The 15,728-nt window shown below is 67.6% G+C and carries 14 protein-coding genes and 1 pseudogene; 11 read left to right on the forward strand and 4 right to left on the reverse strand.

Going from position 1 to position 15,728, the window contains the following annotated elements; translation table 11 throughout:
- The 5 genes and pseudogenes from ACWDTP_RS31015 to ACWDTP_RS31035 all read left to right on the forward strand — a co-directional run.
- Positions 1-955: pseudogene (locus tag ACWDTP_RS31015) on the forward strand (hypothetical protein); the annotation flags it as partial.
- A gap of 4 nt (positions 956-959) precedes the next feature.
- The gene (locus tag ACWDTP_RS31020; protein WP_450027030.1) at positions 960-1,670 is read left to right on the forward strand and encodes a hypothetical protein; all 711 of its coding nucleotides are present in this window, start codon (positions 960-962) and stop codon (positions 1,668-1,670) included.
- 264 nt (positions 1,671-1,934) lie between these two features.
- Positions 1,935-2,522 carry a YdcF family protein gene (locus ACWDTP_RS31025; protein ID WP_450027032.1) on the forward strand — a complete coding sequence of 196 codons (588 nt, stop codon included), beginning with the start codon at positions 1,935-1,937 and terminating at the stop codon, positions 2,520-2,522.
- A gap of 23 nt (positions 2,523-2,545) precedes the next feature.
- Positions 2,546-2,785: a hypothetical protein gene (locus tag ACWDTP_RS31030; RefSeq protein WP_450027034.1), complete on the forward strand. Its 240-nt coding sequence runs from the start codon at positions 2,546-2,548 to the stop codon at positions 2,783-2,785.
- Between the two features lie 34 nt (positions 2,786-2,819).
- Complete coding sequence (locus ACWDTP_RS31035; RefSeq protein WP_450027036.1) at positions 2,820-3,419, forward strand: TetR/AcrR family transcriptional regulator; 600 nt, start codon at positions 2,820-2,822, stop codon at positions 3,417-3,419.
- Between the two features lie 6 nt (positions 3,420-3,425).
- On the opposite strand, the gene car is transcribed toward ACWDTP_RS31035, so the two are convergent.
- A complete protein-coding gene (car, locus tag ACWDTP_RS31040) occupies positions 3,426-6,941 on the reverse strand; it encodes a carboxylic acid reductase (RefSeq protein WP_450027038.1) in 3,516 nt (1,171 codons plus the stop codon).
- A 154-nt stretch (positions 6,942-7,095) separates the two neighbouring features.
- Positions 7,096-7,572 (reverse strand): DUF2834 domain-containing protein, encoded by a 477-nt coding sequence (locus ACWDTP_RS31045; RefSeq protein WP_450027040.1) that lies wholly within the window; start codon positions 7,570-7,572, stop codon positions 7,096-7,098.
- Positions 7,573-7,654: 82 nt separating this feature from the next.
- Between ACWDTP_RS31045 and ACWDTP_RS31050 the strand changes: the two genes are divergently transcribed.
- Together ACWDTP_RS31050 and ACWDTP_RS31055 are read left to right on the forward strand one after the other, a co-directional pair.
- The gene (locus tag ACWDTP_RS31050; protein ID WP_450027042.1) at positions 7,655-8,260 is read left to right on the forward strand and encodes a TetR/AcrR family transcriptional regulator; all 606 of its coding nucleotides are present in this window, start codon (positions 7,655-7,657) and stop codon (positions 8,258-8,260) included.
- A gap of 51 nt (positions 8,261-8,311) precedes the next feature.
- Positions 8,312-9,868: a phytoene desaturase family protein gene (locus ACWDTP_RS31055; RefSeq protein WP_450027044.1), complete on the forward strand. Its 1,557-nt coding sequence runs from the start codon at positions 8,312-8,314 to the stop codon at positions 9,866-9,868.
- Here ACWDTP_RS31055 and ACWDTP_RS31060 read toward each other — a convergent pair.
- Complete coding sequence (locus tag ACWDTP_RS31060; protein WP_450027046.1) at positions 9,865-10,212, reverse strand: UBP-type zinc finger domain-containing protein; 348 nt, start codon at positions 10,210-10,212, stop codon at positions 9,865-9,867. The genes ACWDTP_RS31055 and ACWDTP_RS31060 overlap by 4 nt on opposite strands.
- Positions 10,213-10,244: 32 nt before the next feature.
- On the opposite strand from ACWDTP_RS31060, the gene ACWDTP_RS31065 reads away from it, so the two are divergent.
- Positions 10,245-10,685, forward strand: a complete 441-nt coding sequence (locus tag ACWDTP_RS31065) for an SRPBCC family protein (RefSeq protein ID WP_450027048.1) — start codon at positions 10,245-10,247, stop codon at positions 10,683-10,685.
- Between the two features lie 3 nt (positions 10,686-10,688).
- Here the strand turns inward: ACWDTP_RS31065 and ACWDTP_RS31070 are convergent, their stop codons facing one another.
- A complete protein-coding gene (locus tag ACWDTP_RS31070) occupies positions 10,689-12,356 on the reverse strand; it encodes an alpha-keto acid decarboxylase family protein (protein WP_450027050.1) in 1,668 nt (555 codons plus the stop codon).
- Positions 12,357-12,374: 18 nt separating this feature from the next.
- Here ACWDTP_RS31070 and ACWDTP_RS31075 point away from each other — a divergent pair, with 18 nt between their 5' ends.
- The 3 genes from ACWDTP_RS31075 to ACWDTP_RS31085 form a co-directional block, all read left to right on the forward strand.
- Positions 12,375-13,457: a CaiB/BaiF CoA transferase family protein gene (locus ACWDTP_RS31075; RefSeq protein WP_450027051.1), complete on the forward strand. Its 1,083-nt coding sequence runs from the start codon at positions 12,375-12,377 to the stop codon at positions 13,455-13,457.
- A gap of 59 nt (positions 13,458-13,516) precedes the next feature.
- Positions 13,517-14,434 (forward strand): TIGR03564 family F420-dependent LLM class oxidoreductase, encoded by a 918-nt coding sequence (locus tag ACWDTP_RS31080; RefSeq protein ID WP_450027052.1) that lies wholly within the window; start codon positions 13,517-13,519, stop codon positions 14,432-14,434.
- Between the two features lie 132 nt (positions 14,435-14,566).
- Positions 14,567-15,728, forward strand: a 1,162-nt coding sequence (locus ACWDTP_RS31085; RefSeq protein ID WP_450027053.1) for an NCS1 family nucleobase:cation symporter-1, incomplete at its 3' end; no start/stop codon positions are given.

The following is a 15,728-nucleotide window of genomic DNA, read 5'->3' on the forward strand; positions in this document are numbered from 1 at the left end:
GAAGCAACGCTGCAGGTCAAACAACTACCAGCTCCGACAACCGGGCAAGGTGTCCAAACTCAGGGCCAATGCTGAGGGCAGGACCGCCTATCTGCCCAGCATGGAGGGGAAAGCCGGCTATATGTCCCGGGAAGAGGCGGACGCGGCTGGCCGGCTCCGCGACTATAAGACCGTCACAGACCCGACCAGTCACGACGCAATCCACGGTGGTGACAAAGCACGTCGCTTGGCTGGCGAACGGCTCGACGACTATCGCATGGCCAACTTCTCTGGCCCGCTGCCGACCGATACGGTCGTCGGCGGTGACGCCCGCACTCGCGCGCAGGCCAGGCTTGAAATGCAACATGCACTCGAGAATGGGCAACTGGCCGCACATCCAGGGTCCATGACACCGGACGACGCGAGTCGGCTCATGGACCGACTTGAAGTCGAGGGCCGCGCGCGGGTGCTCAGTCAATTCACAAACGACCTCGAACACTTTGGGGTGTCGCAGGACGGGGCCAAGGCTGCCGTTGAGGAAATCAAAAACGGGAAGTCTCCCGATCAAGTCATCAAAGAAGCGACAGGGGGCCTTGCGACCCAGGCGACCAACTTGGGCGAGGGTGCCAAGGCCCACGCCGAGGGTATGCGTGGGGGAGAACATTGGGGTAAGGCTCCGGTGTGGTCTCACGCCGATGCCGAAGCGCTCAAGAGTTTTGGCTCCAAATTGGGTGTAGCCGGCACTGGCGTAGACACAGCAATCACGGCCATCGATATTATGAATGGCGCACCCGTGGGAGAAGAACTGGCGGAATTGGGCGGTCGAACAGGGGGAGCGATGCTCGGCGGGTGGGCCGCTGGTGCGTTCTGGGGATCGTTCGTGGGGCCCGAAGGCACACTCGTCGTCGGGTTTCTCGGTGCGATGGCTGGCGGCATAGGAGGAGAAGCGGCAGTGGACTGGATGATGGGCAAATAGGCGGATGCGGGACTTCTTTCAGATTATTTTTATAGCAGCCATCGCCGTAGCTGTGATTCAGCAGTTCTTTGATCACAGTCGCAGCTCTCAACGTCGTATCTACTGGTCCAGTACCTGCGTCGGAGCAATCGCCGCTTTTCTCACGCTGTACCCGGATGTAGGAAAAGGACTCTTGGTCGGCCTTGCTATATTCGCCGCAATGGGAATAGCTGCGTACGGCTACACGCCCTACATCAAGATCCGTGGCAAGATATACGCGCTAACGGCCCAAGATAGTGATCCGGACCCTGAGGGCAAGCCGATAGAAAATGCCGTAGACGACGAAGATCATACGGAGCATGATCCAGCGCCCGATGCTTACAGTGGGCTTCTCACCGCGAGAAAGATGTGGTGGATGGTTGCCGTGCTTATGCTCATCGCCGCGATTAACCTGCGCATATTCATCGAAAGTGGTTGCGAGGATTGGGGGCCGGGAATCATCGGAGCGGGATTTCTCGTCTTCTTCGGCATCGGGCTGGGAATCGGTGATGCCAGTTGGGGTTATCGCATTGCACGTGAGCAGTATGTCCAATTCGCAATCGTCTCGATAATTACTGTTGGCACGTTCGCGGTTCTCTACCTTGTCGCATATTCGCTGGCGAAGATTAAACCCCTGCGGCGTAAGGGGTCGATGGAATATCGTGCTCACCCTCGGCACCGAAGGCCGGTCGATTAGCGGGGGCTCGGGCCCGATCCGCAGAAGCTCGGTGGTGGACTAGCACGGAAGATGCCGACGCTCTGGCCGCGCGAACGACGAAGTGCGCCAACGCTTTTCGTTCGCACTACCCGATTCCTGCTCATCTCTCACAGTAGGCACACTGCGCCTCACGGAGCTTATCTGTAACATCGCCCTCATTGGCATCGATAATCACGCGTGTCGCAACTATTCGGGGGTGGGATCGTGCGTCGAGTGGCCAGTTTTGGCACGGTCCGGCCGAAAATGCGTGCCATAAGTGGCCGCTCGCGCCGGGGTGCGGCGGCGATCGTCCTGGTCCTGACCGTCGCCCTCGGCGGTCTGGCCCCGTCCATCGCGCAGGCCGCGCCGCCGGTGGCGGGCAAGGACTTCTCGAAGCCGGCCATCGTCATCCTGGGCTACGGCCTCAAGCCCGACGGTTCGATGCGTCCGATCCTCTACCACCGCGTCCTCACCGGGCTGATGATCGCGCAGTCGTTCCCGCAGTCGCCGATCATCGTCACCGGCGGTAACCCGCAGAACGGCCAGACCGAGGCCGGGGCGATGCGCAACCTGCTGCTCATGCTCGGTTTTCCGGCCAACCGCATCATCGTCGAGGACCGGGCCAACAGCACCGTCCAGAACGCGCAGTTCTCGGTGCCGCTGGCCAAGAAGGCGGGCACCTCGGGCATCATCCTGGTGACGTCCTCGACGCATCAGGGCCGTGCCGATCAGAACTTCGCCGACGCGGGCGGCACCATCCTGTCGACGGTGAGTTTTCCCGACGGCAATCCCAGCATCAACATCGCCCAATTCGTCCGCGATGTGCTGAGCCCGTTGACCCCGATCGGCTGACTCCGCGGGGCTACGCTGCTGGTATGGGCCGGGCGGTCGTCGGTTTCTGGGCACTCGCGGTGGTGCTCGCGCCGTCGGCTGCGGCCGAGCCGGCCGACCGCGACCCCACCGGCGTGTACTCGGGTGGGCCGGTGCCCACCGTCAACGGTGTGCCCTGCGTGGGCGGTCATCTGGGGACGTGCCTGAGCTTTCAGCAGAATCAGCTGGGCAACCGCCCGGCGCCGCGCACCGACCTCGGACACAGCCCGACGGTGCGCCGCTGATCCGGTCCGCGGGTCAGTAGCATGGCAGCCCGATATGACTGATGGCGTCACGGCAGGACCGACCGACAAGACCGACTTCCGGGCGCGCCTGCTCGACGCTCTCGAAGCGTCGATCATCGACGACGGCTACCACAAGACCACGGTCGCCGACATCGTGCGCCGGGCACGCACCTCGCGGCGCACCTTCTACGAACACTTCGCCGGTCGCGAGGAATGCTTCCTGGCGCTGCTGACCGCGGCCAATGCCGAACAGGTCCGGCTGATCACGGCCGCCGTCGATCCGCACGCGCCCTGGCGGGACCAGGTTCGCCAGGCCATCGAGGCGTGGATCGCGTCGGGGGAGGCGCGGCCCCAGCTGATGGTGAGCTGGATCCGCGACGTGCCCGCGCTCGGGGCCTCGGCCCGCGCCCTGCAGCGCGAGGCCATGGAGAACTTCGTCACCATGGTGCAGGCCATGAGCGATACCGAGGAGTTCCACGCCGCGGGCGTGGCGGTGTCGCGGCAACGGGTCGTCATGCTGCTCGGCGGTCTGCGTGAGCTCACCGCCACCACGGTCGAGGACGGCGGCCGGATGAGCGATATCGCCGAGGAGGCCGTCAACGCCTCGATCGCCCTGCTGGAGCCGGGCAGCTGACCGCGGTCAGACCAGGCCCAGCCGGCGCAGATCGCTGACGTACTTGTCGATCAGGCCTTGCTCGAGGTGCGGGATGTCGCCGCCGGGGCCCACCTTCGCCGCCCGCACCGCGGCGTGGAACACCGCGGTGGGGCCCGCCGCGCCGCGCACCGGCTGATCCGGGTGGGCGAACGCGTGCAGCAGCGGCAGCACGGTCTGGGCCCGCCGCTTCTCCGGCAGCGCGGTCAGCGCGGTCTCGAAGCGGCGCAGCCAGTCGGCATAGTCGTCGACCCGTTCGATCCGATTGCCCCCGCGAATCAGCCAGTCCACGAACACATCCAGCGAGACCCCGTCGTCGTGCGGGTTCATCACGTCGTAGGAGACGTAGCCCTCCGACGGGTTGAGCGTGGTGATCGCCTCGGCGATGAAGTCGACCGGCAGGCCGTCGTAGTGGGCGCGCGGCCGGCTGCCCAGCCCGTCACCAGCGTAGAACGACCGCGGCGCGATCCCGGTGAGCAGCAGGCTCAGCAGCAACCGGGTGAACATATCGGGCACGTTGAGCTGACCCGGGTAGCGGGTGTGAGCCAGGATCATGTCCGACCGGAACGTGGCGACCGGCAGCCCGCACAGGTCATGCGCCTCGCGCAGCAGCACCTCGCCGGCCCACTTGCTGTTGCCGTACCCGTTGGCGTAGCCGTCGTCGATGGGGCGCACCGGGCTGACGCCGCGGATGTCGCCGTCCTCCTCGAACCGTCCGGGTGCCGTTCCCATCGCCACCGCGACCGTGGACAGGTAGGTGACGGGCGTGATCCGGTCGGTGATGGCCAGCTTGATCAGTTCGGCGGTGCCGACCACGTTCGGGCCGAACAGCTGCTGGTAGGGCAGCACATGGTTGACCAGCGCGGCCGGATGCACGATCAGGTCGGCGTCGGCGGCCAGTCGCCGCCAGTTCTGCGGAGCCAGACCGAGATTCGGTTCACCGATGTCGCCGGCCAGCACCTCGAGGTGGTCGGCGGCCAGTGTGGCGAATTCCCGCGCCAGGTCCGGGTCGGTGTCGTATGCGCGCACCAGCCTCGCCCTGGCCTCGGCGTCGTCCCGGCCGCGCACGATCGCGATCAACTTCCCGCCGGTCTGCGACAACCGCTGCAGCCACTGCAGGGTCAGGAATCTGCCCAGCCAGCCGTTGGCCCCGGTGAGCAGCACGGTGGTGGGTTCCCCGGTCGTCATCGGCAGCCCGGGGGCGGCGGCCAACGTCGCGGCGTCGATGAACTTGTCGAGGGTCAGCTCGGCGGCCCGGATCTCGGTCGCTCCGGTGCCGTGCACGGTCGCGAAGGTGGGCCTGCGGCTCCCCGAGGCGCGCTGGGCTTCGATGGTCGCGGCCAGCTGGGCCAGGTTGGCCGCCGGGTTGACGATGGTGCCGACGGGCACCTCGATGTCGAACAGCTCGCCCAGCAGATTCGACAGCGTCAGCGCCGACAGTGAATCCCCACCCAGATCGGTGAAATGGGCCTCGGCCGGAACCCGACCGCTGCCGAGGATGGAGGCGGCGGCGCGGGTCAGGGTGTCGATCACCGGCTGGGTTTTGGCGGATTCCCGCAGCGCGCGCAGCTCGTCGGCCCGCGCGGCGGCGATATCGGCGTACATCTGCTCCAGCCGTTGCCCATAGTGTTCTTTGAGGTTGGGCCGCAGCAGTTTTCCGACCCCGGACAGCAGGCCGTTGGCCGCGCTGAACGGCTCGGTCTCGACGATGAAATCGGCGGGCACCTCATAGGACTGCAGTTCGGCCTCCCCGGCGGTGCGCTGCAGCGATTCGGCCAGCGCGGTCTTGAGCGCATCGGCGTCGAAGTGGGCGAGGGCCTCGGGGGTGGGCACGATCACCGCGAGCAGAGCGGCGCGTTCGCTGTTGCCGTAGACGAAGATCTGGCGCACCAGGGGCGCACCGGCGTAGACGGCCTCCAGGTTGGCGATCGCGACGAACTCGCCCTGGGCCAGCTTGAGCACATTGTTGCGCCGGTCCACATACACCAACCGGTCGGGCTCGATCTCGGCCATCACGTCGCCGGTCCGGTAATACCCGTCCTCGTCGAACACGCTCGCGGTGACATCGGGCCGCTTGTAGTAGCCGGGCGTCAAAGTGGTTGATTTGACCAGCAATTCGCCGCGCGGGTGCGGCTTGTCGGTGCTGAAGTAGCCCAGTTCCGGAACGTCGACGAGCTTGTAGTCGGTCACCGGGGGACGCGTCACCACACCGTCGCGGGTCACCGCACCGGTTTCGGTCAGGCCGTAACCGTCGATGATGTGCACGCCGAGCACGGTGTCCAGGAATTCCTTCATCTCCGCGGCCAGCGGGGCGGTGCCGACGAACCCGCCGAGCACCCGGCCGCCGAGGACCTGCTCGCGCAACTCGGCGCCGGCCGCTTTCTTGGCGGTCGCCTCGTCGGCGTCCTCGGCGACGAGACGGTCGACGGTGCCGCGATACCGCTGGAAGAGCATGTCGGCCACCCGGGGAACCAGGCCCAGCTCGGTGGGCCGGACCAGCGCGAAATCGTCGAACAGCGTGGACATATCCGATTCGGGGACGAAATAGCTGACGCCGCCGGCCTGTACGGAGGACACCAGCGGCAGCCGGCCGCCGAGGTGGTTGAGCGGCATGAAGTTGACGTTGAAGACCGGGGTGGTGTTGTCGGAGACGAACGACGACGTCCACAGCCGCGACAGCATCGCCTCGGTGTACATCGCCCCCTTGGGCGCCCCGGTGGAACCCGAGGTGTACATGATCATCGCGAGCCGCTCGTCGGTGCCGTCGGTGTAGGGCGGTTCGGCGGCGAGCACGGAACCGCGGTCGATCACCTCACCGAGCGTGGTCACGGCGATTCCGGTGCCGCCCAGCCGGTTACGGGTGCGCTCGAGGGCGTCGCGGTGATCGTCGAGCTCCTGGCGGTAGTCGAACACCACCAGTTGAGCGATCGAGGCGACATCCTGGACGGCTTCGATCGCCAGGTCGAGGTATTCGGCGCTGACCGCCACGACCCGGGGCTCGACCTCGGCCAGGATCGGTGCGAGACGCGAGACCGGCGCGTTGTGTTGCAGTGGAACCGTCACCAACCCGAGATAGGCGCAGACGAAGTCCAGGGTCAGGTAGTCGGCACTGGCGAACCCGATGGTGGCGACCGCGTCGCCGGGTGTGACCGGGTTGGTGGCGTCCTGGCGCCAGGCCGAGGCGATGGCCCGTACCCGCGACCACACCTCGCGGTAGCTGACGGTGTCGAAACGCGGCAACAGCCGGGTGGTGGTGCGCCCGGTGGCGGGATCGGTGACCGGCTCGGTGGTGCGGTACCCCAGGGCGGGCCGGTCGCCGTAACCGGTGAGCAGCGTCTGCAGGATCTGGGACAGCCGCAGGTTCGGCGCACGGGCGGCGTCGACGACGGCGGGCACCGGGTCAGCGGCGCGGAACTGTGGATCGCTGGCGTACAACTCGGCGATGCGTCGGGTGGGCTCGTCGTCGAGGCCGTCCAGTTCGGATACGGTGGCATCACTCGTCATAGTCCGTACATCGCGTGCGGCGACCGGGAAATTCATTCCTGTGACTGTGAGGCGGCGCACAGGTCCAGGCCGAGGCCCCGACCTGGGTATATAGAACTATCCTCAGTGAATTCACAGCCGGCGTCCAGCTGCGAGAGGGACGACCCGATCCGGTCTAGCCGATCGGAACGCCGGCCTGTTGGTGGCGGCGCTGGCGTTCGATGGTCGCGAAGTAGAACGCGAACGCGAAGGCGAAGCTGGTGAACAGGCTCGACACAAAGAACAGCCACGGGTGGCGGATGCCGCGGCGCAGCCCGTCGATGATGGTGAACAGCGGCAGCAGAATGACATTCGCGATCGTGTAGTCGGCGCTCGCCGAGCTCGCCGCCGGGTTGTCGTAGCCGAGCGCGATGAACTGCTGCCAGCTGCCGGGGCCCCAGATCGGGTTGCCGCCGGGCGCCGCGTACTGCGCGACGAACTGGGCGTTGAAATACCAGCACAACGGGATCGATGCGACCCCCACGACGTAGAACGCCAACTCGGTCGCCGAGACCGCCGGTCCCGGTGGGCGGGAGAAGATCTGCGGGTTGAGCCGGACGATGAGTGCGATGACCGCGAAACCCAGCACCGCGTGAACGATGAGTGACACCATCTGGTGAGCACACTCGCCCGACCAAGTTTTGTCAATATTGACATTTGGTCGGGCCGCTCGGCGGTTGCGGTAACTTACCGGCATGGCCAGGCCGGCGCAGACCGCGCGCAGCGAACGCACCCGTGAGGCGCTGCGGCAGGCCGCCCTGGTGCGTTTTCTGGCCCAGGGCGTCGAGGACACCTCGGCTGAACAGATCGCCGCCGACGCCGGGGTGTCGCAGCGCACCTTCTACCGGCACTTCGCCTCGAAACACGATCTGCTGTTCGCCGATTACGATTCCGGGCTGCACTGGTTCCGGGCCGCCCTGGCCGAGCGGCCCGCCGGCGAATCGATCTTCGACTCGGTGTCCTCGGCGATCCTGGCCTTTCCCTACGACGTCGACGCCATCCCGAAGATCGCCGCGATGCGGGCCGCCGAACTCGACCCGGGCCGCATCGTCCGCCACATCCGCCAGGTCGAGACCGATTTCGCCGACGCGGTGTCCGATCACCTGACCCGGCGCGCCCCCGGGCCACCCGCCGGTGACGACCGACTGCGCATCGCGGTCACGGCCCGCTGCGTCGCGGCGTCGGTGTTCGGCGCCATGGAGGTCTGGATGACCGGAAACGAGGCGGGGGAGCGGTCGCTGCCCGAGCTGGCCCGGCTGTGCCGGACCGCGCTGGAGGCGCTGCGCACCGGCCTCGACTGACATGTTTTGTCACTATTGACAAAACTTTTACCGGCGTGCCAGCCTCGGCTGATGGCGGAATACGACGCGGTCGTGATCGGCGCGGGCCACAACGGACTCACCGCAGCGGCGCTGCTGGCGCGCGCCGGACTGCGCACCGTGTGCCTGGAGGCCAAGCGGTACGCCGGCGGGATGGCCTCGACCGTCGAACTGTTCGACGGCTACCGGTTCGAGATCGCCGGATCGCTGCAATTCCCGACCTCGGCCGTGGTCAGCCGCGAACTGGGACTCGACGACCTGCCGGTCATCGACCTCGACGTGATGTCGGTGTCGCTGCGCGGGATCGGCGACGCCCCGGTGGTCTACTACGCCGACCCGATGAAGATGCTCACCCACCTCGGCGAGGTGCACGGCGCCGACGCCGTCACCGGGATGGCCGGGTTGATGGCGTGGAGTCAGGCGCCGACCCGCGCGCTGGGCCGCTTCGACGCCGACCGTGCGCCCCACACTCTCGACGAGATGTATGCCTGCGCCACAACCGAACCCGAACGTGCGGCGATCAACGACCTGCTGTTCGGCTCGGTCAGCGATGTGCTGGACCGCTACCTGCCCGACCGGGAGAAGCACGGCGCCCTGCGCGGCATGCTGGCGTTCCTGGCGGTCAACACCACCTACCGGGGACCCGAGTCCCCCGGCAGCGCGGCCTCGCTGGCCTATGGGCTGGCCGTGCCCGACGAGAACGCCGTGCTGATGAAGAAGCTGGCGGGCGGGATCGGCGCGCTCACCGATCACCTGCGCGGACGGCTCCTCGGTAGCGGAGGTGAGCTGCGGTTACGCAGTGCGGTCGAACGGATCCTGGTCGAGGCCGGCCGGGTCACCGGGGTGCAACTGGCCGATGGTGAAACCGTCAGCGCACCCGTCGTCGTCTCGGCCGTCGCACCCGACCTCACCGTCACCGACCTCATCGACCCCGCGGTCCTGCCCGCCGAGATCCGGGACCGGTTCGGCCGCGTCGACCATCGTGGCAGCTACCTGCAGATGCACTTCGCGCTGGACGGGGCCCCCACCTTCGCCACCCCCTATGAGCTGCTCAACGATCCGGAGATGCAGGCCGCCATCGGCATTTTCAGCACCCCCGAGGAGCTGCAGCAGCAGTGGCAGGACGCCAGGAACGGGATCGTGCCCGCCGATCCGGCCATCGCGTTGCAGATCCCGTCGGCCCATGATCCGATCCTGGCGCCCGCGGGAAAGCATGCGGCGTCGGCGTTTTCGCTGTGGTTCCCGGTCGAGGGGTCGCGGTCCGGTTACGGCGAGCTCAAGGCCGAGATGGGCAGGCGGGTGATCGAGAAGATCGGCAGGCTGGCGCCGGACTTCGAGCGGCGGATCATCCGCCACACCACCTTCACCCCCAAACACATGGGAACGATGTTCGGCGCACCCGGCGGCGACTACTGCCACGGGCTGGTACACCCCGAGCAGCTCGGCCCCAACCGTCCGGGCCCCAAAGGCTATGTCGACCAACCGATCCCAATATCCGGGCTGTACCTGGGCAGCGCGGGCTGTCACGGCGGGCCCGGCATCACCTTCATCCCCGGCTACAACGCAGCCAAGGCCGTGCTCGCCGGTTAACGGCTGCGCAGAATGGTGGCCCAGTCCTTGGGTACCTGCCCCTCGGGGCCCGGCACCGGCTGGTCCTTCGGATGGTGCTGCGGTTCGGCGAGCTCCGGCCCGTCGTAGTACTGGTTGGCCTCGAAGTTCCAGAACCAGTCCTCGCCCGGCTCGAACGAGCGGATGATCGGATGCCCGCTGTCGCGCCAGTGCGCCGACGCATGCCGGCCCAGCGAATCGTCGCAGCAGCCGATGTGCCCGCACGCCGCGCAGCGCCGCAGGTGCACCCACCAGCCGCCGGCCGCGGTGCACTCCGCACATCCGGGTCCACTCGGTCGGGCATTCGGATCGACGGCATTGCTCATGAGGGCGAGCGTAGACCGAATAGAATCCGCGCATGGCAACCAGCGATTCCCGGGACGTAGTGATCGAGGCGACGCCGCAGGAGATCCTCGACGTGCTCGCCGACGTCGAGGCCGTTCCCGACTGGTCACCGCAGTACCAGCGTTCCGAAGTCGTCGACAGTTACGACGACGGCAGGCCCAAGCGGGTCAAGAACGTCATCAAGGCCGCGGGGCTCACCGACGAGCAGGTGGTTGAGTACACCTGGACCGAGAACAAGGTGGCCTGGACCCTGGTGAGCTCCGGGCAGCTCAAGGCGCAGGACGCCAGCTACACCCTGACCCCCGCCGGCGACAAGACCAAGGTGCGTTTCGACCTCTCGATCGACCTGGCGGTGCCGCTGCCGGGCTTCATCGTCAAACGCACCATGAAGGGCGGCCTGGAAACCGCCACCGAAGGGCTGCGCCGGCACGTCCTCAAGCTCAAGAAGGGCTGAGCCTCACTGCGCGTTGGCCGCCGACGCGGACTGCGCCAGGTCGGTCAGCAGCGGCGGGATGTCCATCCGGCCCAGCAGCACCTCGACGAACACCATGCGGTCGGCGGCGTCCGCCGCCGCGGTCAAGGCGTCGTCGAGTTCGCCGTAGGTGGCCACCCGGAAGGTCAGCGCATCGGGCACCCCCAGCGCGGCGGGCAGTTCGGTCCAGCGCCAGCCGGTGATGTCGTTGTACTCGGCGGTCACCCCGTGAATGGCACGCTCCACGGTGTACCCGTCGTTGTTGACCACCACGACGACGGGCGCCAGCCGTTCCCGGCCGAAGGCGCCGAGCTCCTGCACGGTCAGCTGGGCGGCGCCGTCGCCGATCAGGAGTACCGTGCGGCGGTCCCGGTCGGCCAGCCCGGCCCCGACCGCGGCGGGCAGGGTGTAGCCGATCGACCCCCACAACGGCTGGCCGATGAACGTCACCCCGGATGCCAGCCGGTGCCCGGCCAGCCCGTAGAACGAGGTGCCCTGGTCGGCGAGCACCACATTGCCCGGCGTCAGCGCGTCGGCGAGCCTGTCCCACAAGGTTTCCTGGGTCAGGGCGGTGTCGCGGTCCGGCGGGTCGGCCTTCGGCCGTGCCGGCGCGGCGGGAAGCGCCGCGGAGGTGACGCCGCGTTCGGTCAGGATCGCGGTCACGGCGTCCAGCGCGGCCGCCATATCGATCGGGGCGTACACCTGCCCGGCGATCACGCTCTGGTTGGCGCCGATGTCGATCGTGCGGGCCGGGTCGATGCGCTGGCTGAAGAACCCGCTGACCATATCGGTGAACAGCACCCCCGCGGTCACCAGGACGGGCGCGTTCTCGATGGCGTCGCGGACGGTGTCCTCGCTGGCGCCACCGGCATAGATGCCCAGGAAGTTCGGTGAGCTCTCGTCGACCAGGCTCTTGCCCCACATCAGCGTCGCGTGCGGAACGGTATCGGCGGTCAGCAGCGCGTTGAGTTGGTCGACGCAGCCCAGCCGGTGCACCAGGAAGTCGGCGAGCACGGTGAGCCGGTGCTCGCCGATGAGCTTCGCGGCGGCCTCGGTGAACAGTGACAGCGCCCGCGGGCTGGTGCCGCCGGTGTAGCGGGGCAGCGGCGTGGCGGGCGGCTCGGTGGGGAAGCGGGCCACGTCGGTGGCCAGCAGCAGATAGCCCGGCCGCTTCTGCTCGCGGACCTCCGAGAGCACCCGGTCGATTTCGCGGGTCGCCGTCGCCGGGACCAGATTGGCCTGGGCGCAGGTGATTTCACGACTCATCCGGAGGAAGTGCTCGAAGTCGCCGTCGCCGAGGGTGTGATGCACGATGCGCCGGGCGCCCTGGGAATCCTTCGACGGCGCGCCGACGATATGCACCACAGGGACATGTTCGGCGAAGCTGCCCGCGACCGCGTTGGCCGCCGACAGTTCGCCGACACCGAACGTCGTCACCAGCGCGGACATCCCGCGCAACCGGCCGTAGCCGTCGGCGGCGTAGCCCGCGTTGAGCTCGTTGGCGCCGCCGACCCAGCTCATCCGCGGATGGGCCAGGATGTGGTCGAGGAACTCCAGCTGATAATCGCCTGGCACTCCGAAGATCTCGGTCACCCCGAGTTCGGCGAGCCGGTCCAGCAGATAGTCGGCAACGGTGTAGCCGGTGTCGGTCATGGCTCTAGTCTGCCTGTCATGACCAACCGCGGGCCCCTGACCGGGGTGAGAATCATCGAACTCGGCGGTATCGGCCCAGGGCCGCACGCCGCCATGATGCTGTCGGACCTCGGGGCCGACGTCGTCCGGGTGCGCAGGCCCGGCGGGCTGACCATGCCCGCCGAGAACGTCGACCTGCTGCACCGCGGGAAACGGATCGTCGACCTCGACGTCAAGGCCGAACCGGACCGGCTGCTGGCCCTGGCCGCCAAGGCCGATGTGCTGCTGGACTGCTTCCGCCCCGGCACCTGCGAACGGCTCGGCATCGGGCCCGCCGAGTGCGATGCGGTCAACCCGAGGCTGATCTTCGCGCGCATCACCGGGTGGGGCCAGGACGGTCCACTGGCCACGACGGCCGGCCACGACATCAACTACCTGTCGCAGACCGGCGCGCTGTCGGCGATCGGTTTCCGCGACCGGCCCCCGGTCGCACCGCTGAATCTGGTCGCCGACTTCGGCGGCGGATCCATGCTGGTGCTGGTGGGCATCGTCGCGGCGCTCTACGAGCGGGAACGGTCCGGCAAGGGCCAGGTGATCGACGCCGCGATGGTGGACGGGGTGAGCATGCTGGCCCAGATGATGTGGACCATGCGGGCCACCGGGACGCTGCGCGACGAGCGGGAATCCTTCCTGCTCGACGGCGGTGCGCCCTTCTACCGCACCTACGAGACCTCCGACGGCGGCTATATGGCCGTCGGCTCGATCGAACCGCAGTTCTTCGCACAGCTGGTGGCCGGGCTCGGCCTGGCCGACGACGAGGTGCCCGGACAGTTCGAACTGACCCGCTACGACGAGATGCGGGCCATCTTCACCGAGCGGTTCAAATCCAGGAACCGCGATGAATGGACCGCGATCTTCGCAGGCACCGACGCGTGCGTGACGCCGGTGCTGACCTGGGGCGAGGCCGCAGGCAACGAGCATCTGCGGGCCCGTTCGACCCTGGTCGAGGTCGGCGGGGTCGATCAGGCGGCGCCCGCGCCGCGGTTCTCCCGTACCCCGGCTGCCACCCCCGGCACCCCGCCGCAGGCCAGCACGGGAATCGACGACATCGGCTGGGACTGAGTTACGCGCACGGTGAGCACAACGGAATAGCTCGCCCCTGGCTGTCGGTTGGTGCCGGCATGCCCACCGGAATCGTCCACGCACCCAACCTGTCCGCCGCGAACGTCGTCGACGACGCGATAGCCGAGGCCCGCCGCGCATTCGACGCCGGCGTGCGCCAGATCTGGATCGCTCAGCGGTTCGACGTCGACGCCATCACGCTGGCCGGGCTGATCGGTGCCGCCGTGCCCGGCCTCGGTGTCGGCACCTCGGTGGTGCCGATCAATCCGCGACACCCGCTGCTGGTCGCGGGGGCGGCGCAGACCGCGCAGGCCGCCGCCCACGGAACCTTCAGCCTGGGGCTCGGCCTCGGGTCACATGCGCCCGAGCAACAGGCGTTCGGCACCGCGTGGAAGAACCCGGTGGGTCGGCTGCGCGATTACCTTCGGGTACTGCGCGCCGTCTTCGACGACGGCGCCGTCGACTTCCACGGGGACGAGTTCACCGCGGCTCCCGAGTGGCCGGTAGGCGTGCCCGGCGGCAGTCCGGTCCCGGTGTACGTCGCGGCGATGGGCCCGAGGGCGTTGCAGGTGACCGGCGAACTCGCCGACGGCACCCTGCCTTATCTGGCCGGTCCGCGCACCATCGGTGAGTTCATCGCGCCGACGATCAACGACGCCGCGGCCGCCGCGGGCCGGGCCGCACCGCGGGTGATCGCCATGGTGCCCGCCCTGGTGTCCGACGATGCCGGCGCCGCGCGGGAGCTGGCCGAGCAGCAGTTGGCGTTCTACGCGACCATCCCGTCGTATCAGAAGGTCATTGCCCGCGAAGGGGTTTCCGACCTGGCCGACCTGGCCGCCGTCGGGTCGGCCGAGCAGGTACGTGAGCAGCTGCGGGCCTACCTCGATGCCGGGGCGACCGAGGTGGCGCTGAGCCCGCTGCGCACCGAACCGGGCGACCTGGAAGCGCTGTGGGAGGTCACGGCCACCCTCACCTGATGAGCCCTCTAATCAACCCGAAACACCGGTGATTGCGACGTTGCCCTGATCTCCGGAGAATATATTTTCCGCGCAATGGCGGGATAGCCCCAGGGAAATACCGGGGAAACACAACGTCTCTAGCGTCGGCGCATGACAGATACCGCGCTATCCCAGGGGACCGGGGATCTCGTCGAGGCGGCCGGGCATCCGGTGGGCAGCGGTGAGATCCAACCCGGCTACGACCCACGGCTGACCAACGAGGACCTCGCACCCCTGTGCAAGCAGACGTGGGGCTCCTACAACATCTTTGCGTTCTGGATGTCCGACGTGCACAGCGTCGGCGGCTATGTCACGGCGGGCAGCCTGTTCGCGCTCGGCCTGGCCAGTTGGCAGGTGCTGGTGGCGTTGCTCATCGGCATCACCATCGTCTACTTCTTCTGCAACCTGGTCGCCAAACCGAGTCAGGCCGCCGGCGTGCCCTACCCGGTGATCTGCCGGACGGTGTTCGGTGTGCTCGGCGCCAACATCCCGGCCATCATCCGTGGACTGATCGCCGTCGCCTGGTACGGCATCCAGACCTTCCTGGCCTCTGCGGCGCTCGACATCGTGCTCGTCAAACTGATCCCGGCGCTGGCGCCCTACGCCGTGGTCGCCGATTACGGGTTCGCCGGGCTGTCCCTGCTGGGCTGGGGTAGTTTCCTGCTGCTGTGGGTCCTGCAGGCTTGCGTGTTCTGGCGGGGCATGGAATCCATCCGCAAGTTCATCGACTTCTGCGGGCCCGCCGTCTACGTCGTGATGTTCCTGCTCTGCGGGTACCTCATCGCTCAGGCAGGCTGGGCCGCCATCGATCTCAACCTCGGCGAGGTGACCTACACCGGGTGGGCGTCGGTTCCGGTGATGCTTGGTGCGATCGCGCTGGTGGTGTCCTACTTCTCCGGTCCGATGCTGAACTTCGGCGACTTCGCCCGTTACGGACGGTCTTTCGTCGCCGTCAAGAAGGGCAACCTGCTCGGCCTGCCGGTGAACTTCCTGGTGTTCTCGGTGCTGGTGGTGGTGACCGCATCGCTGACGCTGCCGGTGTTCGGCGAACTGATCACCGACCCGGTGGAGACCGTCGCCCGGATCGACAGCACGTTCGCAATCGTGTTGGGCGCATTGACCTTCGCCATCGCGACGATCGGGATCAACATCGTCGCCAACTTCATCAGTCCGGCGTTCGACTTCTCCAACGTCAGCCCGCAGCGGATCAGCTGGCGCGCCGGCGGCATGATCGAGATAGGTGGTCACATCGGCGCGGTCACCCAGGAACACC

This window comes from Mycobacterium sp. NPDC003449 (genome assembly GCF_053588415.1).